The organism is Mucilaginibacter terrenus, from assembly GCF_003432065.1.
Lineage (GTDB): Bacteria > Bacteroidota > Bacteroidia > Sphingobacteriales > Sphingobacteriaceae > Mucilaginibacter > Mucilaginibacter terrenus.
In genome coordinates this window covers 17,216-35,056 of the sequence record NZ_QWDE01000002.1, presented here as the reverse complement: position 1 = coordinate 35,056, position 17,841 = coordinate 17,216, and the positions used below count along the sequence as shown (strand labels likewise).

Annotated in this window: 16 protein-coding genes and 1 tRNA gene; 8 read left to right on the top strand and 9 right to left on the bottom strand. The window is 44.3% G+C overall.

Going from position 1 to position 17,841, the window contains the following annotated elements:
- Window positions 1–144 precede the first annotated feature (144 nt).
- From DYU05_RS10695 to DYU05_RS10685, 3 genes are read left to right on the top strand one after another with little or no spacing between them, the layout of a single operon-like run.
- A complete protein-coding gene (locus DYU05_RS10695; RefSeq protein WP_117383050.1) occupies window positions 145–1,632 on the top strand; it encodes a xylulokinase in 1,488 nt (495 codons plus the stop codon).
- 34 nt (window positions 1,633–1,666) lie between these two features.
- The gene (gene xylA / locus DYU05_RS10690; RefSeq protein ID WP_117383049.1) at window positions 1,667–2,995 is read left to right on the top strand and encodes a xylose isomerase; all 1,329 of its coding nucleotides are present in this window, start codon (window positions 1,667–1,669) and stop codon (window positions 2,993–2,995) included.
- 47 nt (window positions 2,996–3,042) lie between these two features.
- Window positions 3,043–4,728 carry a sodium/sugar symporter gene (locus tag DYU05_RS10685; protein WP_117383048.1) on the top strand — a complete coding sequence of 562 codons (1,686 nt, stop codon included), beginning with the start codon at window positions 3,043–3,045 and terminating at the stop codon, window positions 4,726–4,728.
- Window positions 4,729–4,781: 53 nt separating this feature from the next.
- Here DYU05_RS10685 and DYU05_RS10680 read toward each other — a convergent pair whose 3' ends face one another.
- From DYU05_RS10680 to DYU05_RS10665, 4 genes are all read right to left on the bottom strand, one after another.
- Window positions 4,782–5,219 carry a hypothetical protein gene (locus DYU05_RS10680; protein ID WP_117383047.1) on the bottom strand — a complete coding sequence of 146 codons (438 nt, stop codon included), beginning with the start codon at window positions 5,217–5,219 and terminating at the stop codon, window positions 4,782–4,784.
- A 315-nt stretch (window positions 5,220–5,534) separates the two neighbouring features.
- The gene (locus DYU05_RS10675) at window positions 5,535–6,077 is read right to left on the bottom strand and encodes a hypothetical protein (RefSeq protein ID WP_117383046.1); all 543 of its coding nucleotides are present in this window, start codon (window positions 6,075–6,077) and stop codon (window positions 5,535–5,537) included.
- Window positions 6,078–6,253: 176 nt separating this feature from the next.
- Complete coding sequence (locus DYU05_RS10670; RefSeq protein ID WP_117383045.1) at window positions 6,254–7,990, bottom strand: S41 family peptidase; 1,737 nt, start codon at window positions 7,988–7,990, stop codon at window positions 6,254–6,256.
- 57 nt (window positions 7,991–8,047) lie between these two features.
- Window positions 8,048–8,263: a hypothetical protein gene (locus DYU05_RS10665; protein WP_117383044.1), complete on the bottom strand. Its 216-nt coding sequence runs from the start codon at window positions 8,261–8,263 to the stop codon at window positions 8,048–8,050.
- A 188-nt stretch (window positions 8,264–8,451) separates the two neighbouring features.
- Here DYU05_RS10665 and DYU05_RS10660 point away from each other — a divergent pair, with 188 nt between their 5' ends.
- Window positions 8,452–9,039 (top strand): porin family protein, encoded by a 588-nt coding sequence (locus tag DYU05_RS10660; protein ID WP_117383043.1) that lies wholly within the window; start codon window positions 8,452–8,454, stop codon window positions 9,037–9,039.
- Window positions 9,040–10,387: 1,348 nt separating this feature from the next.
- On the opposite strand, the gene DYU05_RS21135 is transcribed toward DYU05_RS10660, so the two are convergent.
- Window positions 10,388–10,499, bottom strand: a tRNA-Asp gene (locus DYU05_RS21135).
- Window positions 10,500–10,650: 151 nt separating this feature from the next.
- On the opposite strand from DYU05_RS21135, the gene DYU05_RS10655 reads away from it, so the two are divergent.
- On the top strand, window positions 10,651–11,127 hold the full coding sequence (locus tag DYU05_RS10655; RefSeq protein ID WP_067188338.1) for an Lrp/AsnC ligand binding domain-containing protein: 477 nt from the start codon (window positions 10,651–10,653) through the stop codon (window positions 11,125–11,127).
- A gap of 64 nt (window positions 11,128–11,191) precedes the next feature.
- Here the strand turns inward: DYU05_RS10655 and DYU05_RS10650 are convergent, their stop codons facing one another.
- The 4 genes from DYU05_RS10650 to DYU05_RS10635 form a co-directional block, all read right to left on the bottom strand.
- On the bottom strand, window positions 11,192–12,379 hold the full coding sequence (locus tag DYU05_RS10650) for a class I SAM-dependent rRNA methyltransferase (RefSeq protein WP_117383042.1): 1,188 nt from the start codon (window positions 12,377–12,379) through the stop codon (window positions 11,192–11,194).
- A 49-nt stretch (window positions 12,380–12,428) separates the two neighbouring features.
- Window positions 12,429–12,773, bottom strand: a complete 345-nt coding sequence (locus tag DYU05_RS10645) for a four-helix bundle copper-binding protein (protein ID WP_117383041.1) — start codon at window positions 12,771–12,773, stop codon at window positions 12,429–12,431.
- Window positions 12,774–12,913: 140 nt separating this feature from the next.
- Complete coding sequence (locus DYU05_RS21130; protein ID WP_165852051.1) at window positions 12,914–14,005, bottom strand: DUF6515 family protein; 1,092 nt, start codon at window positions 14,003–14,005, stop codon at window positions 12,914–12,916.
- Between the two features lie 130 nt (window positions 14,006–14,135).
- Window positions 14,136–14,708: a thiamine pyrophosphokinase gene (locus tag DYU05_RS10635; RefSeq protein ID WP_133300216.1), complete on the bottom strand. Its 573-nt coding sequence runs from the start codon at window positions 14,706–14,708 to the stop codon at window positions 14,136–14,138.
- 67 nt (window positions 14,709–14,775) lie between these two features.
- Between DYU05_RS10635 and dinB the strand changes: the two genes are divergently transcribed.
- The 3 genes from dinB to DYU05_RS10620 all read left to right on the top strand — a co-directional run bounded on the left by dinB (window position 14,776) and on the right by DYU05_RS10620 (window position 17,815).
- The gene (dinB, locus tag DYU05_RS10630; RefSeq protein ID WP_262511259.1) at window positions 14,776–15,879 is read left to right on the top strand and encodes a DNA polymerase IV; all 1,104 of its coding nucleotides are present in this window, start codon (window positions 14,776–14,778) and stop codon (window positions 15,877–15,879) included.
- 175 nt (window positions 15,880–16,054) lie between these two features.
- The gene (locus tag DYU05_RS10625; protein ID WP_133300215.1) at window positions 16,055–16,399 is read left to right on the top strand and encodes a hypothetical protein; all 345 of its coding nucleotides are present in this window, start codon (window positions 16,055–16,057) and stop codon (window positions 16,397–16,399) included.
- 117 nt (window positions 16,400–16,516) lie between these two features.
- Entirely contained in the window at window positions 16,517–17,815 is a 1,299-nt protein-coding gene (locus tag DYU05_RS10620; RefSeq protein ID WP_117383037.1) for an ammonium transporter, read from the top strand.
- The last annotated feature ends 26 nt before the right edge of the window (window positions 17,816–17,841 follow it).

Genomic DNA, 17,841 nt, shown 5'->3' with positions numbered 1-17,841 from the left:
TTTATTACGCAAGCGCTTTTTTAAAAAATTAAAAAAAATGCCTTTTCCAGCTTTATTTGCAGCAAAATGCCACAATTTCAAAAATTAATTTAATTTCGTTGCTGGTTCTCCAAGTATTAACCTTTACTAAACATTCTACTGAACATGTTGCTATTAGGCATCGATATAGGCACCTCTTCGGTGAAGGTAAGCGTGGTGGATGCTGCTGCGCAACGTGTTGTTGCTTCTGCGAGTTACCCGGAAACTGAATCGCCTATAATCTCTTTGCAAACTGGTTGGGCCGAGCAGTCTCCCGACATGTGGTGGCACCAAACTGGTCAGGCAATAGCGTTATGTCACAAAAAGGGGGGCTATAATCCGGAGGACATATCGGCCATTGGTATAGCTTATCAAATGCACGGCCTGGTGCTGGTAGATAAGAACCAAAAAGTGTTGCGCAACAGCATTATATGGTGCGATAGCCGCGCTGTTGAAATTGGTGATAAAGCTTTTGAAGACATAGGCCAGGAGGCTTGTTTATCACACATGCTTAACTCACCCGGCAACTTTACAGCCTCAAAGCTGGCCTGGGTTAAAGTCAATGAACCTGAATTATATGATAAGATAGACAAGATAATGCTTCCAGGCGATTACATAGCCATGAAGCTTACCGGTGAGATAACAACTTCTGCATCCGCTTTGTCTGAAGGTATATTCTTTGATTTCCAATTTAATGGATTGTCCAAAGATGTTGTAGATTATTTTGGATTTGACAACGAATTATTCCCGGTGGTTAAGCCTGTATTCTCCTCTCACGGCCGCTTAACGGCTGATGTAGCAGCGGCATTGCGCCTAAATACAGGCATTCCGGTCACCTACAAAGCAGGCGATCAGCCTAATAACGCACTATCATTAAACGTATTAAAACCAGGAGAGGTAGCAGCTACTGCAGGAACGTCCGGCGTAATCTATGGTGTTAGTGATGAGCTAACGTATGATCCGCAATCGCGCGTGAACACTTTTGCCCATGTAAATTACACTAACGAACGCAAGCGTTTAGGCGTTTTACTTTGTATTAACGGTACGGGAAGCTTATATAGATGGATAAAGAATAGTTTTGGCAGCAGCTTAACTTATCAGCAAATGAATGCAGAAGCAGAAAAAGCACCGACGGGGGCAGACGACTTACGTATACTTCCGTTTGGTAATGGCGCAGAACGCATGCTGAACAACAAGCTGGTAGGTGCACATCTATTGAATATCGATCTTAATTTACATTCGCCTGCCCACATCTTCCGTGCTGCGCAAGAAGGTATAGCCTGTGCTTTCAGATATGGGCTTGATATTATGCGTGAGAACGGCATGAACCCCACTCTTATTAAAGCAGGGAAAAACAACATGTTTTTAAGCGAACTCTTCACCAGAACATTTGTAAGCGCTACGGGTGTGCCTGTAGAGCTTCATAATAATGACGGCAGTGCGGGTGCCGCAATAGGTGCGGGAATTGGTGCAGAAATATTTTCGTCTGCTGCAGATGCATTTAGTAATGCGAGTGCTATAGACCGTGTTGAGCCAAAGAGCGACAGCTTTGAGGAGGTTTATCAAGATTGGAAAGGCCTTTTGCAAAAGCAGATAAACAGTTTACAACCATAAAGTAATATATAATCTTTAATTTAAATCAACAACAATGGCTATAGTAACAGGCGATAAAGAGTTCTTTAAAAACATCGGACAAGTTAAATACGAGGGAGCAGCATCAGACAATCCTATGGCTTTCCGCTGGTACGATGCGGACAAGATTGTTGCGGGAAAGTCGATGAAAGATCACTTGCGCTTTGCCTGTGCTTACTGGCATTCGTTCTGCGGTAACGGTGCCGATCCATTTGGTGGCCCAACCCATAACTTTCCCTGGGATGAGAAATCTGACGCGGTAGAACGTGCCAAAGACAAGATGGACGCAGCGTTCGAGTTCATCACGAAAATGAATTTGCCTTACTACTGCTTTCATGACGTGGACGTAGTAGACTATACCAATGACATAAATGAGAATGACCGCCGCTTACAAGCTCTTGTTGAATATGCTAAGCAAAAGCAAGCCGCCAGTGGCGTAAAGTTACTTTGGGGTACCGCCAATTTGTTCAGCCACCGCAGATACATGAATGGTGCTGCAACTAATCCTGATTTTCACGTGCTTGCGCATGGTGCCGCTCAGGTGAAAGCTGCGCTGGATGCAACAATTGCGTTAGGTGGCGAGAACTATGTATTTTGGGGCGGTCGGGAAGGTTACATGAGCCTTCTAAATACCGATATGAAACGCGAGCAGGAACATTTAGCCAAATTTTTGCACACTGCTAAAGATTATGCCCGCAAACAAGGTTTCAAAGGCACTTTCTTTATTGAGCCTAAACCCTGCGAGCCAACTAAGCATCAGTATGATTATGATGCCGCAACCGTGTTCGGCTTCCTGCAGAAATATGATTTGCTGAACGACTTTAAACTGAATCTTGAGGTTAACCATGCAACCTTGGCAGGTCATACCTTCCAGCATGACCTGCAGGTAGCTGCAGATGCTGGTTTGCTTGGCTCGATAGATGCCAATAGGGGCGACGCTCAAAATGGCTGGGATACTGATCAGTTCCCGAACGACATCAATGAAGTAACCGAATACATGCTCATTATTCTCAAAGCAGGTGGTTTTGCGGGTGGAGGTATCAACTTTGATGCTAAAATTCGCCGTAACTCTACCGACCCTGCTGATTTGTTCTACGCACACATTGGTGGTATGGATATGTTTGCACGTGCGCTGATTACTGCAGATAACATTCTTCAGAAATCAGATTACAACAAGATCCGTGAGGAACGTTACGCGTCTTACGATAGCGGTGCAGGTAAAGATTTTGAAGCGGGTAAGCTTTCATTAGAAGACCTTCGTCAGTACGCGATAGACAATGGTGAACCAGCCACTATCAGCGGGAAGCAGGAATACCTTGAAAATTTAATTAATCGTTATATCTAAACACCAGCCACTACGTAGCATTGGCCAAATTAAACCGGGCGGAGTAAATGAATGCATTATCCAATAGCGACAAGATCGTTTTTGTTATCTATTTTCTGATAGTTTCTTTCTATGGCTATTGGATATACCGTCGCAAGCGGAATGCTGATGCGACATCAAAGGATTATTTCCTTGCAGAAGGATCACTTACCTGGTGGGCTATTGGCGCATCGTTAATTGCTTCTAATATTTCTGCAGAGCAGTTTATAGGAACCAGCGGTTCTGCGTTCAAAATGGGCCTGGCTATATCAACTTACGAGTGGATGGCTGCAGCCACATTGATCATTGTAGCTGTATTTTTTATCCCGATTTACCTCCGCAACAAAATCTTCACTATGCCGCAGTTCCTGCATCAGCGGTATAATGGTACTGTAGCTATGGTAATGGCAATATTTTGGTTGCTGTTGTACATCGTGGTGAACTTAATGTCTATCCTGTACCTTGGTGCACTTGCCATTAGTGGTATATCAGGCATAAACATTTATGTGTGTATAATAGGCCTTGCTGTATTCGCTGTGGTAATCACATTAGGTGGCATGAAGGTTATCGGATATACAGACGTTATCCAAGTATTTGTATTAATTCTGGGCGGATTGGCTGCTACTTACTACGGCTTAGGTGAGCTTACCAAGAATGCGCCTGATCAATCGTTACTTGCAGGTCTAAAAACGTTGCATGCCGAGGCGAGCGATCACTTCCATATGATATTTAAAAAAGAGAATCCTAATTATATGGACCTGCCCGGCCTATCAGTCCTGATAGGCGGTATGTGGATTGTGAACCTTAACTATTGGGGATGTAACCAGTATATTACTCAACGTGCTTTAGGCGCAAACCTGAAGACGGCAAGAGGTGGTATTCTCTTTGCGGCATTCTTAAAATTATTAATGCCGATAATTGTGGTGTTACCTGGTATAGCTGCTTATGTGTTACACGAGCGCGGAATGTTCCACCAGGAAATGCTAAGCTCAAAGGGCGTTATCGATTATAATAAAGCTTATCCTACTTTGCTTTCGTTGCTGCCTTCAGGTTTAAAAGGACTGTCATTTGCTGCATTGACAGCGGCTATTGTGGCATCTCTCGCGGGGAAGGCCAATAGTATTGCTACCATATTCACGCTGGATATTTACAAGAAGGCTATAAACCCGAAAGCTCCTGATAATAAGCTGGTTTCCTTAGGCAAGTGGTCGGTTGTAGTGGCCATGGCACTAGGTGTGATAATGTCACTTGCAATAGGCGAATCTTTGATGGGTGAAGGCAAACAAGGATTCCAGTACATACAGGAATACACCGGGTTTGTATCACCGGGTATTTTTGCCATGTTCATACTGGGTTTCTTCTGGAAAAAAGCAACTTCAAATGCGGCTTTGTTTGCGACTATTGGCGGGTTTATATTTTCGGTATTTTTTAAGTTTCTTCCAGATTTTGCGAATCTGCAGTTCCTATCGCCAGTGGGGTTTTCTAAGCTGAACGACAAAGGCATCTACGAAATCCCTTTTATTGACCGTATGGGATTTGTGTTCCTGCTATGTGTTATAGGCATGTACATTATCTCTAAAATAGACAATGCTAAAGGTGTAGTTCCTAACGGGCTTGAGATAGATTCATCTATGTTTAAGACCTCAAGGGCATTTACAGCCGGTGCCTTAATTGTAGGCGGAATAATCGTTGCGCTGTATTCGTTCTTCTGGTAGAAAGTAAAGCAATAACACAAAAAAGCAGGGGCCGTTTGTCCTCTGCTTTTTATTTACTTCCTCATCCTCCTTATAACACTGGCAGCTACCACGCCGCCTATTAAGTACCAGGCTACTGTTAACGCCTTAGTGGTATTTGTGCGGGTGACAGGAGCATCACTTAAGCCCAGGGGTTTTGTAAGTACCAATGCGCCGACCCCTGCAGCCAAGCCTAATACGGAGCCGTTTAGCAATACATTCTTCTTTTTGCCCACACCGGCAATGCTATAGTATATGGCATTGCTGATAACATCTCCGGCCAGGGTTGCCAGGTAAAGGTTAGTGCCTGATGGGGGAGTTAATCCTATTTTCGGCAGCCATTTTTTTATGGCATCCTCGCCAACAAGGTCTACTCGCGGGGCAGACCTGCTGTACCGCTTTACTGTTTCATGTACCAGGTTGAGGGCTATTGAACCCGCAATACCACCCAAAATGTTTTGCGATGCTTTCATGATTTTAAAAGCCTGCTGTACGACAGATTGTTTTAGATTTATGAAAAGTGTTCACGTTTTTTTGACAACACACAATTGAACACCAGTTTGAACACCCGGTCAAATACCTAGAAAAAACCGCGCTATTAGCATCAAATAAGCTGTTTTTGACGTAAAACTTTAACTGTTATCTTCAAAAACCACACCTATTTAACAGGCAAAATGAAAATATATTTGCAGGTAATACTATAAATTACAGGTGTAAATTCATTTTATTATGTACAAAAAAGGCAGCCCGTTTTTGGGCTGCCTTTGTCTTGTTCTTGTTTATGAAGATTAATGACGGCCGCGATCGTGCCTTGCATCCTTACGGTCATGCTTTAGTTCTTTACGGTCCTGGCGAAAATCTCTGCGGTCATCGCGGATCTCCCGGCGATCGTTACGAATGTCTTTTCGGTCGTCCCGACGGTCTGCTGTCCAGTGATTTGCGTACCTGGCATCGCGGCTATCACGAATGATTGGCTGGTTACCTCTGCCGCGGTAGTTGGCATATTTAGCACGATATACATTGTTGCGCACCCATGGGTTGCGTTCGTTAACCACTACTTTGTAGCCGTTATAAACGTTGTAGTTGCTATAGCGCGATGGCAGATTAGAGCGATGCACCCAATTGTTATTTTCGAGGTAAACGTATTGGTGTGCCGGTACATCGTAATATGCATCAATGTCGGGCATGTAATAGTAGTCTACATGATCGTATCCTACTGGTCCCCATTCGGGCTGGCTGCCAATGTTTATACTAAAACTTACCTGGGCTTTAGCGGCCTGAAAACTCAAGGCGCTTAAGAATATTGCGGTTGTTAAAATTATCTTTTTCATTATCGTAATGTTTGGTAGTATGACGGTACCACATCACGATAGTTTAACGGATTGCCACCCTTAGCTGGTGTATAACAAGGAAGTTACAAGCTGTAAGTATCACGTGCAATGCTCCAGCACCAATAAAAAAGGCGAAACATCTATGCCTCGCCTTTATCAATTTTTTTCACAATGGTCTATTGGGTAGTGTCTCTATCCGCTTTAGGGTTTGCCATAGCCAACATAGGTTTACCTATGGTTTTAAAAGCGCCTTCCCCTTTTAATATAGAGGCTACCTGGTTTTTATCCTGCATGGTCTTTACCGCTTGTGCCAGTTCTTTATCATACTTAAAGTTGGTCTCGTAACGGCCTTTTTCGTAGTAATATCGGGAGGCTATTTCGTTTTCCAGTATTTGCTTAATTTCTTCTTTATGCAGCTGCAGGTCATTCTTCTTGCTTGCAGCCATTTTGGCTTTCAGCACATCGTATTCGGCCTGTATCTCCGGAAATTGCTTCTCCTTGGTTGCTTCTGTTTTAAGCTGAGTAAGCAACTTTTCTGATACGGTGCTGTACGTATAATTTTTAGTGCCCAGGTATTTTACAAAATCAGCATAGCCGGCTTCGCTTAATGCAAATGCCCGTGGATCGCCTATCTCCGGGTGGGTATTGCGGTATTGTGTAGCGTAGTCAAATATCAGCAGCTTGCTTACTAATGTTTGGGTGATGTTGGCAAAGCGTTCCTGCTTTACCAGGATATCCGGATAAACCCCGCTGCCATCATAAACGTAGCGGCCATTTTTGGTTTTAAATTCATGTATAAGCGAATCGGCAACCTTTATCACGCTTCCGTCGTCTTTCCGGTGTGCATAATCAAGTTCCTGCACACAACGGCCGGAAGGCACAAAGTACTTGGCAATAGTTATTTTAACCAGGCTGTTGTACGGCAGGTTAAACGTTTGCTGCACCAGGCCTTTTCCGTAGCTGCGCTGTCCTATTACAATAGCGCGGTCCAGATCCTGCAGAGCACCCGCTACAATCTCTGACGCTGATGCCGAACGACTGTTTACCAGTACTACCAGCGGCAGGTTTGGCTCCATGGGTGCAGACACCGTATTATAGGTAAAGTTCTTTTCTTTTATCTTGCCCTTTTGTGATACCACAGTTATGTCTTTGGCAACAAACAGGTTCACTATTTTAACAGCCTCCTGCAATATACCACCACCGTTAGAACGCAAATCCAGTATAATACCGTTCGGGTTGTTCTTTTTGAGTGCGGCAAGTGCAGTAGTTACCTCATCTGCAGAATTCTCGAGGAATTTGTTAAGCTTTATATAGCCCATGTTACCGTCAACCATTCCGTAGTACACTACGTTTGGCTGCTTAATCTCATCACGTAGCAGGTTCTTTTCAACGGCCGGTTCGGTGCCGCGCTTAATCAGAAGCTTTATTGCGGCTCCTTTGCTGCCTTTTAACAGCAGGCTTACCTGGTCATTGGTTTTGCCGGTAACTTCAATGTCGTTTATCTTCAGCAACTGGTCGCCCTGGCGTACATCTGCTTTTTGGGCTGGATAGCCGGCAAATATATCTGCTATAAATATTTTACCTTCACGCACAAATATGCTTGCCCCTATGCCGCCGTATTGCGTACTTACATAATGAAGCTTGTAATCCTCTATTTCAGATTCCGGAACAAATTCGGTATACGGGTCCAGTCCGTCCAGCATAGCGTCAACCCCGGTCTTTATAAGTTTGGCCGAGTTTATATCGTCAACGTAGTTAATGTTCACCTCTTTGTAAACCGAGGCAAAAACATCTAGGTTCTTGGTGATCTGGAAAAGGTCATCGCTAAAACCAAAACCGGCTATGGCAAACGCAAGTACGCCTGCAATAATGGCCGGCCGCTTGTAATTGTTCTTCCTTTTCTCTGTTATCATCTTTTCCCTAAACTATAAAACTACAAAAAGCGCTGAGCTTTAAGTAATAAACTCAATTTACAGGCGGTTATTGTCAATATTCACCAAGGCCTTCTTAAGGGTGAACACTACATATTTGCGGTCGCGGTTTATTAACGCCATCAAGCGGTTTATCAGGCCCTCTTCGTCGCCGGGAGTATATTGCAGCTGCTCATCAGTAAGGTGGTTATACTTGCGCTGAACCTTAATTTTAACCCTTTGCCAGTCTTTATCGCTGATAGTAATCTCTGCCATAAATAAATTATTTGAGCAAAAATATAAAAAATACCATGGCGGTTGCGTTAAATACCCGGCTTGCGGTTAAACTTTTACACGCCAGCCACATCGAACCAAATTATTAACCATGCTAATTACCTGTGGTTTTAAACAAAGGCAACTATGATGGTATAATTACGGGTAATTACTAAAACTCATTTACAATTATGAAAAAGTTATTCTTAAGTATTGCTATCCTCATATCGGCAGCAATAACGGCAAAGGCCCAGTTCTCATTGGGTATTAAAGGTGGGGTAAATTTCTCCAAAATCAACACCGATCAATTTGACGAGTCTACAAAAACGGGTTACCAAGCAGGTGTTTTCGCTAGGTTTGGCAGTAAGCTATACCTGCAGCCCGAGCTTTACCTGGGCAGCAGCGGTGGTAAGTTCGATTTTAAGAACAACAACAATACGGTTACTACCAACGGCAAGGTTTCTTTTACCACTATAAATGTACCTTTATTGGTAGGTAAAGGCTTTGGTGGCGATAACCTCAACTTCAGGATAATGGCCGGCCCTATTTACAGCTACGTACTGGATAAGAACCAAAACTTTGCCGACAATGTCAATGGCGCATATCAAGACTTTGGAGATTACCGTAAAAGCACGTTAGGTTTCCAGGCGGGTGCCGGTGTAGATATAGGCCATATTACAGCCGACCTACGTTATGAAGGCGGGCTAACCAAAATCAATCAGAACTACGGACAACGCCAGAATTTATGGGCATTAAGCATTGGTTTTAAATTGTTCTAATAGATAAGTTAATATGTGTTGAAGGCTCCGGTGTTTTCCGGAGCTTTTTTTTACTCACCCCCCAGCCCCCTCTCTCCGCGTTGCGGAAAGAGGGGGTGCTGTCGCGTGTATATACTATTTCCGTCTTAACCTTCTTTGCGCGTAGTGGAGAGAGGGGGTTCTGTCATATATATTTGTTTAATTCCGCATTTCAACCCTCTTTGCGCGAAGCGGAGAGAGGGTCGACGAGCGATAGCGATGTCGGGGTGAGTAAGTTATGAGAGAAGAGGCTTGCGTTGGTGTTGTTGATGATAGAAAATGGGGTTTCTGCGAGAATGTCTAGGATTTTATTACGAAATCTAACTACTACGTCATTGCGAGGAACGAAGCAATCTCCCGATAGAAAAGGTCGTCGCAAGCATGTCGGGAGATTGCCACGCTATCGCTCGCAATGACGACTTTTTGTATTACCCCCCCTTTGCGCGAAGCGGAGAGATGGTCGACGAGCGATAGCGATGTCGGGGTGGGTAAGTTATGAGAGAAGAGGCTGGCGTTGGTGTTGTTGATGATAGAAAATGGGGTTTCTGCGAGAATGTCTAGGATTTTATTACGAAATCTAACTACTACGTCATTGCGAGGAACGAAGCAATCTCCCGATAGAAAAGGTCGTCGCAAGCATGTCGGGAGATTGCTACGCTATCGCTCGCAATGACGATTTTTTGTATTACCCCCCTTTGCGCGAAGCGGAGAGAGGGTCGACGAGCGATAGCGATGTCGGGGTGAGTAAGTTATGAGAGAAGAGGCTGGCGTTGGTGTTGTTGATGATAGAAAATGGGTTTCCTGCGAGAATATCTAGGATTTAATTAAGAAATCTAACTACCACGTCATTGCGAGGAACGAAGCAATCTCCCAGTAATAAGGGTCTTTGCAAGCGTGTCGGGAGATTGCCACGCTATCGCTCACAATGACGATTTGTTGTATTGTCCTATTTCAGTGCAGCGTAGCGAAGGTCGACGAGCAATAGCGATGTCGGGGTGAGTCGTTAAGCGTTGGTACACATGAGGAATAATCCTTTTTATATGCTAGTGAATATTCAATCCTAAATATTAGTATTCCTCCTTCACGGGGTTAGGAGGGTGGAATAAAAAACCTTATAAAACAGCAAAGCCCCTGATGGGCAGGGGCCTTTACTAACCAATTATAAACCTAAATTATGAGAAGAGCTGTAGGAGAAGGGGTCGAACCTTCACAGAGTGGTTATTCCTATTGCTAGAAGTTTCCCAGAATCTCCGCCACCGCGACAAGGAGGTGTGTCTGCCAAAAATTTCACCATCCTACAGGATAAAAACTAAACCTTGCGTTTAGCGTGCTGTTGGGGAAGGGTTCGAACCTTCACAGAGTGGTTAGCCCGCTTCGGGTTTTCCATGATCTCCGCCACCGGGACAAGGAGGTGTGTCTGCCAAAAATTTCACCACCCAACAATGTTTTTTCTTAAAAGAACAGCAAGCAATTCTCATTTGCTTTATACAAATTTAAAGGAGTTTGATATTCCTTGCAAATATTTCAATAAAATATTTTTATTTTTAGCTTTCTTTTAATTAAACTTGTATTTGAATATAGATATTAAAAAATATGCCTCACAGGAAACCCCAAAATTTAGAAATTGACAATCTTGATATCCAGATTTTGTCAATTTTGATGAAAAATGCAACCACTCCTTACACGGAGATTGCAAAGGAATTGATCGTTTCAGGCGGAACAATACACGTGCGGATGAAGAAGCTGGAGGAGTTGGGTGTGATAAAAGGTGCCAGCCTGGAAGTTAACCCTCAAAAGCTCGGTTATGACGTTACAGCGTTCCTGGGCATATTTTTAGAGAAAGGTTCGCAATACAATGAAGCAGTAAAACAGTTGAAAATGGTTCCCGAAATTGTGGAACTACATTATACTACCGGCAGCTGGAGCATATTTGCGAAGATAGTTTGCCATGATACCAACCACCTGCGTGAGGTATTAAATGAACAAATACAAAGTGTAAAAGGTATACAACGTACCGAGACCTTTATTTCTTTAGAAGAAAGCATTAAAAGGCAGATAACCCTGGAGTAAATGCTTTACGGGCTATTGTGATAATATTATGCCGGATAACTGAGGTAGTTATCCGGCATTGTTTTTACCATACCCGGCAAAGCAGCCCCTTGAGATACTCACCCTCCGGAAAAGATGAACGTACCGGGTGATCTTCCGGCTGGTGGAACTGGTAGATGAATTGCACTTGCTTACCTGCATCCAGCGCAGCCCACGCAAGCACTTGTTTGAATGTTTCCATATCCATAGCGCCCGAGCATGAAAATGTGGCCAGCAAGCCACCGCTGTTTAGCAGCTGCATGCCAATACGGTTAAGGTCTTTATAAGCGCGTGAAGCCCTGTCCAATGCCGAACGGGATGGCGCGTACTTAGGCGGGTCTAGCACAATTACATCGAACTTATCGCCTTCTTCCCTAAACTTGCGCAGCTGGCTGTTAACATCCGATTTAATGGCAATATGCTCTGTATTGTTGAAGTTGTTGAGATTGATATTCTCGTTCAGGGTCTCTATTGCAAGTGCCGAGCTGTCCACACTGGTAACGGAAGCAGCACCTTCGCGCAGGCTATTAAGTGTAAATCCGCCTGTATAACTAAAGCAGTCCAGCACTTTTTTACCTTTCGAATACGACGCCAGTAAGCGTCGGTTATCCCGCTGGTCGCAGTAAAAGCCTGATTTTTGTCCTTCGGCAATGTTAATGCCGTAAGTAATTCCATTTTCCTTAACCATAACCAGCTCGGGTGGAGGTGTGCCGGCCAGCAGGGTGTTGGTGGTTTCCAAACCTTCGTGCGCACGCGATGTGGCATCGCTTTTATCGTAAATACTTAATGGTGACAGTAGTTGCTGAAGCTCATCAATAATAACAGGAAGAGCATTCTGTATGCCCGAGGTGAGCACCTGTAAAGCGAGGTGGTCTGCATATTTATCGGCAATTAGGCCGGGCAGGTAGTCGGCCTCGCTAAAAATCAGCCGACAGGTATCTGTTTCGCCGCTTGCAAGGATATGCGCGCGGCCTGCAACAGCTATCCTAACTTTATTGCGAAACCAGTCATCGTTTACAGCAACGCTTTCGTCCCATTCCAGCAATCGCACCGCAACCCGCGACTGATTATTGTAAAAGCCATAAGCCATGAAAGCCCCCTGTGCATTCACCAACCGTACAATTTCGCCGTTAGCAGGGTTGCCTTTTACCTTTTCTATCGCACCGGAAAATACCCACGGATGCCTTTGCAGCACCGCTTTTTCTTTTCCTTTTTTAAGCAAAACGTCAATCATAGCGCAAAGGTAGCAACAATATGCCACCCTTGAGCTATGAGCCTGGCGCTTAGTCCTGGTTTATCCTCTCGTGGTGCATATGGCAAGCTTCGGCACATTGGCGGCATGCGTCGGCACAAATCTGGCAATGGTCATGCCCGTGCATACCGCATTCTTCGGCGCACATGCGGCAAATTTCTTCGCAAAGCAGCAGGTATTGGTGCGCTATTTCTGATTTGCGCTCAAGCAGTCGCGCAGCTTGAGAACACAGATCGGCACAGTCGCGATCCAGGCTTATGCAGCGCACCATAGGTTTAACATCATCCTCGTTAAGGCAGGCAGTTGCGCAATTTTCGCATGCTGCTACACAAGCAAGCAGCTTTTGTATAAGGTTAGTGTGATCATGATTTTCCATAGTAGTACATTTAAAGTGTTATAAGTACTACTATACTGGTTGCAAATAGTTTTCATTAATTTGAAAAGGCAGCCAGTTAAAATAAGAAAGGCATGATGGATACCACCATCACGCCTTTACTAAAACATTAGCTCAGAAATTTATTTTTGATCGTCGTCTGCAGGCTGTTCATCGCCGGGCAAACCCACCACCTTATAAACTTTTTTGTTGTCTTCGTCACGTGCTTCCTGGAAATAAGTTCCGTCAGGAGCAACGAATAGCTTTTCGCCATTCACTTTTATCTTGCGGCTATCAGGAGGTAATTGATCAACAATGTCGCCTACCTGTAGCGGCGCATCGTCAGCTGACGAATAAGAGCCGTCGTCACCGTCAGTGCCGGTGTTTAGTTCACCGTCTTTACCTGCAACTTCGTACACTACACTGCCGTCATCTTTGGTAACTGCACGATAGTAAACACCGTTTGATTCGAAGTACTGCTCGCCATTAATAGTGATAGACTCTGCGTTTGATGGCAAAGAATTCACTTGCGCGCCAACCGGCGGTTCAACCACGGTATACTGGTTATTGTACTGGCGATAGTATAAGCCGTCGCTGTAGTAGTATTGGTAATCGCCCCAATAGAACGGGTAATAACCGTAAGGCAATACGCCTATGCTGAAACCAATACGTGGCAGGTAATAGCTGTTGTAATAACCACGATAGTTATAAAAACCACGGTTGAAATAGCGTGGGCCATAATAGTACGAACGATACCCGTTACGGTAACCACCATAGAAACCACCACGGTAAGTGCCGCGGCCATAGTTGCCGCCACGGTAAGCGTAAGCACCACGGCCAAAGCTACCACGGGTACCTATAGAGCCTCTGTTGAAGCCGCCACCATAGTAGCCATTAGTTCGTGGGCTGCGTGAAAAGCCGCCTTGTGAATAACCGCGCTGCGGCGAAACACCTACGTTAGGGCGTGAGAAACTGCCGCCACCCGGGCGGCTGAATGTGCCTTGAGGCCTTGAAAAGCTGCCGCCGGAAGGTCTGCTGCCACCACCGAAGCTACCGCCACCACGGCTGAAGCCGCCTCCGCCGAAACCGCCTCCGCCACGACTAAAGCCACCACCGCCACCAAAGGAGCGACCACCGCCGCCTCCGCCACCTCTGTGCTGGGCAACTGCGGGTAACGCCAGGAACAGGCCAAACAGGCCGGTAAAGGCGATTGATAATAATTTTTTATATGACATTTTCATTTTGAAATTAGGATTGCCTCAGTTTTCTACGCTGATGATGTATAGACTAAGAACTACACTAACGGTTTAACAAAGCTTAAATTATTTTTGCTGTAAATCGCAGTTTATTTCGGAGTGAAATAGCTTATATAATTTGCTCTGCTATAAACAATAACGGCTCATGGAAAGTGAAGCTGTAAAAGCCATCAGCAGTGGTGGAGTAAATATTAGGTGCAACACGTTCCAGGCCTTCAAACTCCAGTGTTGATGTGTCGGATAATACCCTGATCTGCTCTCCTTTTGGCTTCCATTTTTTAAAGCCGCTGCGGATTGGGAAGACTTTCTCATCATGGCAAAACCAAACGATATTGATGCTATTGCCATATTGCTCTGTAGCGGCAATGTCTAATTCATCAGCAATTATATTCACTGCCGGGTACCCGGCTTCTACCAGGTGGTTGAGTACAGCATTGGTGGTACTTTGTCCATTAAGGCGGATTTGTTTAATATTTGATTGGTTGTCTGCCTGGCTGTGATCATCAGCAATCACATCTATTTTAATACCAAAAGCGTAAACCTGTTCGGCTGTTTTTGAAGTGGCAATTACAGTAGGGCTCCACTCCAGTAGCTGACCGAGTAGTTCGTCGTCAAAGTTATCTAAGCTTAACAGCAGCAGCGCCGGTTCTTGTTTCTCGCGTACAATGTGGTGGGATGACATACAATTTTTCGGTCTGTGCGTTTACTTTTGTAAAGATAAGCGAATACGCAACAACAATAATCTATTTGTGGAAGAGGCCGTAAGAACAACACGCAGAAAGATCATTCATATTGATATGGATGCATTTTACGCGTCGGTAGAGCAACGCGATTACCCGGAGTATCGTGGTAAGCCGCTTGTTGTTGGCGGTTTGCCGGAGGGCCGCGGTGGTGTTGTTGCTACCGCGAGTTATGAAGCCCGCAAGTTTGGTGTACGGTCCGCCATGCCCAGTAAACAAGCATTGAAGCTTTGCCCGCATGCCATATTTGTAAGGCCACGGTTTGCGGTGTATAAAGAAGTGTCTGAAAAAATACGGGAGATTTTTTGCCGGTACACCGATCTGATTGAACCACTTTCGCTTGATGAGGCGTACCTTGATGTTACAGCGGATAAAAAGAACATCGGCTCGGCTATTGCTATCGCCACACAGATAAAGCAGGCAATTAAAGACGAGTTACACCTTACGGCATCAGCAGGCGTTTCGGTGAGTAAATTTGTGGCAAAAATAGCATCGGACATGCAAAAGCCCGATGGACTCACGTTTATAGGCCCATCTTCTATAGAGGCCTTTATGGAAAAGCTGCCCGTGGAAAAGTTTCACGGTATCGGCAAAGTCACTGCCGACCGGATGACTAAGATGGGTATTTTTACCGGCGCTGACCTTAAGCAACTTACCGAAGAAGAGATTATAAGGAACTTTGGCAAAGCTGGTTCCTTTTACTATAAAATTGTAAGAGGGATAGATGACCGGGAAGTGCAGCCACACCGCGAAACCAAATCGATGGGTGCAGAAGATACCTTTGCTTATGATCTCACCACGGTGGAGGAGATGAACGCAGAACTGGCTAAGATTGCCCTGATTGTACATCAGCGCTTGATGAAATACCAATTAAAGGGCCGCACGGTTACTTTAAAAATAAAATACAGCGATTTCAGGCAAATTACCCGAAGTGTTTCGCTGCCTCAATGCGTAAGCGACCTGGAGATTATACTACAGACTGCCCGGGAACTGCTGCTGGCTACAGATACGGAAAACAGCCGAATAAGATTGCTGGGAATTACAGTATCAAACTTTATTGACCCGGAGGCGAAACCCAAGAGCAATTCCGGGCAACTTTCCTTATTTAAATAATCCGCCATAGCGTTTAATATCTTTTTGAGGTCCATCGATATTATTTTAATAAAAAGGTATACTATTTTGGTAGTTATTTTACTACTAAGCTCAAATTAGGTGTATTATTGTGAAAAAATTATAAAAATATGATGTTGTTTTTGAAATATTGATTTTAATATGCTACTTTTAGGGTATGCCGATAAGAAAATATAGACATATATTAACTTTTCTCTTACCAATAGAGGCATTATTGTTGTTTGCTAACGCTTTTTTTAGAAACAATGCTTATTTTGTTACAAGCAGAACCACGTTTAATGCTTTTAACAGCTTAAGTCCGGCTTTTTCGGATTTAAATCACCCATTTAGCATTAAAAAAGATCAAGAAAATCCGTTTAAAGGCAGTTTAAATTTTCCTGAAAGGATTTTAGTGTCTGTTATTTACTTCCCTGTTTTAAAGCTTACAGATTATTATCAAGCTGCAGTGAGACCTTACAGAAACATCCAATTGATATTATTTCCGTTCCATTCTTTTTTGTAATAAGCTATACATCGGCCTTTATAACTCATACTACTTGCGTTTTGAAGGCTATCCACCACCTAACATAGTAAACAACCCTATTAACTAACTATTTATCAATTTCTTATCACTAAACACATGAAAAAAATTGTACCTTTTGGCATTCTTGTCATTGTTGTTATCCTGGCGCTAATGTACCCGGGCAACGTGGCGGCGGCTAAACCAGCTGAATTCAACGCGGCGGACATTGCCTGGTTGCTAATTTCTACAGCCCTTGTATTATTAATGACACCAGGCCTAGCTTTCTTCTATGGCGGTATGGTTCGCAAAAAGAACGTTATTTCTACAATGCTTCAAAGCTTTGTTTGTATGGGCCTTATCACTATCATTTGGGTAGTATTTGGATTTAGTATGGCCTTCGGCGAGGATGTTGGCGGTTTAGGTTTTATTGGTAATCCTAAATCATTCTTCATGATGCAGAATACCATTGGCACTGCCTGGGGCACTATTCCAGTTATATTATTTGCTATGTTCCAGTTAAAGTTCGCGGTTATTACACCGGCGCTTATTACCGGTGCCTTTGCCGAACGTATCCGTTTCAATTCCTATTTAATATTCATCACCCTCTTTATCGTAATCATCTATATCCCGCTTGCCCACGCAACATGGCATCCACAAGGTTATTTCTTTAAGATGGGCGTTCTGGATTTTGCAGGTGGTACCGTGGTACACATGTCTGCAGGCTGGGCAGCTTTGGCATCGGCCATCTATCTCAAAAAACGTAACGAGGTTGAGGAAGCACATACCCCTGCACGTATCAGCTACGTAATACTGGGTACAGGTTTACTTTGGTTCGGTTGGTTCGGTTTCAACGCGGGTTCTGCGTTAACGTCCGGCGAGCTTGCTGCTACTGCATTAGCAACTACAACTACCGCGTCTGCCGCAGCTGCTATGTCATGGATATTCTTTGATATGCTGCGTGGTAAAAAACCATCCGCCTTGGGTGCTTGTATAGGCGCTGTAGTGGGCCTGGTTGCTGTAACACCGGCTGCCGGTTTTATAACGGTATCCAGCTCGCTCATCATTGGTATAGTTGCAGCGGTGGTAAGTAACCTTATGGTTATGTGGCGCTCAAAAACCAATATCGACGATACGCTTGACGTATTCCCATGCCACGGTGTAGGCGGTATGGTGGGTATGATACTTACCGGCGTATTTGCTACAAAAAGCGTTAACAGCGCAGGTGCAGATGGTTTGTTCTACGGCGATAGCGCATTGTTTGTAAAACACCTTATCGCATTGGTAGCTGTATCAGTGTTTGCGTTTGTTGGTTCATTCATACTATTGAAAGTTACCGACCTGATCAGTCCGCTTCGTGTTACAAAAGAGGAGGAACTTGCAGGTTTGGACATCAGCCAGCACGACGAAGAGTTGTAGCAATAATCTACATGTCATAACAAAAA

What these genes read in the sequence shown, in the direction of transcription:
- DYU05_RS10675 (WP_117383046.1), bottom strand. Translation starts at nt 6,077, where the DNA reads ATGAAAAAGATAATTTTAACAACCGCAATATTCTTAAGCGCCTTGAGT.
- DYU05_RS10625 (WP_133300215.1), top strand. Translation starts at nt 16,055, where the DNA reads ATGCCGATAAGAAAATATAGACATATATTAACTTTTCTCTTACCAATA.
- DYU05_RS10660 (WP_117383043.1), top strand. Translation starts at nt 8,452, where the DNA reads ATGAAAAAGTTATTCTTAAGTATTGCTATCCTCATATCGGCAGCAATA.
- DYU05_RS10680 (WP_117383047.1), bottom strand. Translation starts at nt 5,219, where the DNA reads ATGAAAGCATCGCAAAACATTTTGGGTGGTATTGCGGGTTCAATAGCC.
- DYU05_RS10665 (WP_117383044.1), bottom strand. Translation starts at nt 8,263, where the DNA reads ATGGCAGAGATTACTATCAGCGATAAAGACTGGCAAAGGGTTAAAATT.
- DYU05_RS10670 (WP_117383045.1), bottom strand. Translation starts at nt 7,990, where the DNA reads ATGATAACAGAGAAAAGGAAGAACAATTACAAGCGGCCGGCCATTATT.
- DYU05_RS10650 (WP_117383042.1), bottom strand. Translation starts at nt 12,379, where the DNA reads ATGATTGACGTTTTGCTTAAAAAAGGAAAAGAAAAAGCGGTGCTGCAA.
- DYU05_RS10635 (WP_133300216.1), bottom strand. Translation starts at nt 14,708, where the DNA reads ATGTCATCCCACCACATTGTACGCGAGAAACAAGAACCGGCGCTGCTG.
- DYU05_RS10695 (WP_117383050.1), top strand. Translation starts at nt 145, where the DNA reads ATGTTGCTATTAGGCATCGATATAGGCACCTCTTCGGTGAAGGTAAGC.
- DYU05_RS10645 (WP_117383041.1), bottom strand. Translation starts at nt 12,773, where the DNA reads ATGGAAAATCATGATCACACTAACCTTATACAAAAGCTGCTTGCTTGT.
- DYU05_RS10655 (WP_067188338.1), top strand. Translation starts at nt 10,651, where the DNA reads ATGCCTCACAGGAAACCCCAAAATTTAGAAATTGACAATCTTGATATC.
- DYU05_RS10685 (WP_117383048.1), top strand. Translation starts at nt 3,043, where the DNA reads ATGAATGCATTATCCAATAGCGACAAGATCGTTTTTGTTATCTATTTT.
- xylA (WP_117383049.1), top strand. Translation starts at nt 1,667, where the DNA reads ATGGCTATAGTAACAGGCGATAAAGAGTTCTTTAAAAACATCGGACAA.
- DYU05_RS21130 (WP_165852051.1), bottom strand. Translation starts at nt 14,005, where the DNA reads ATGTCATATAAAAAATTATTATCAATCGCCTTTACCGGCCTGTTTGGC.
- DYU05_RS10620 (WP_117383037.1), top strand. Translation starts at nt 16,517, where the DNA reads ATGAAAAAAATTGTACCTTTTGGCATTCTTGTCATTGTTGTTATCCTG.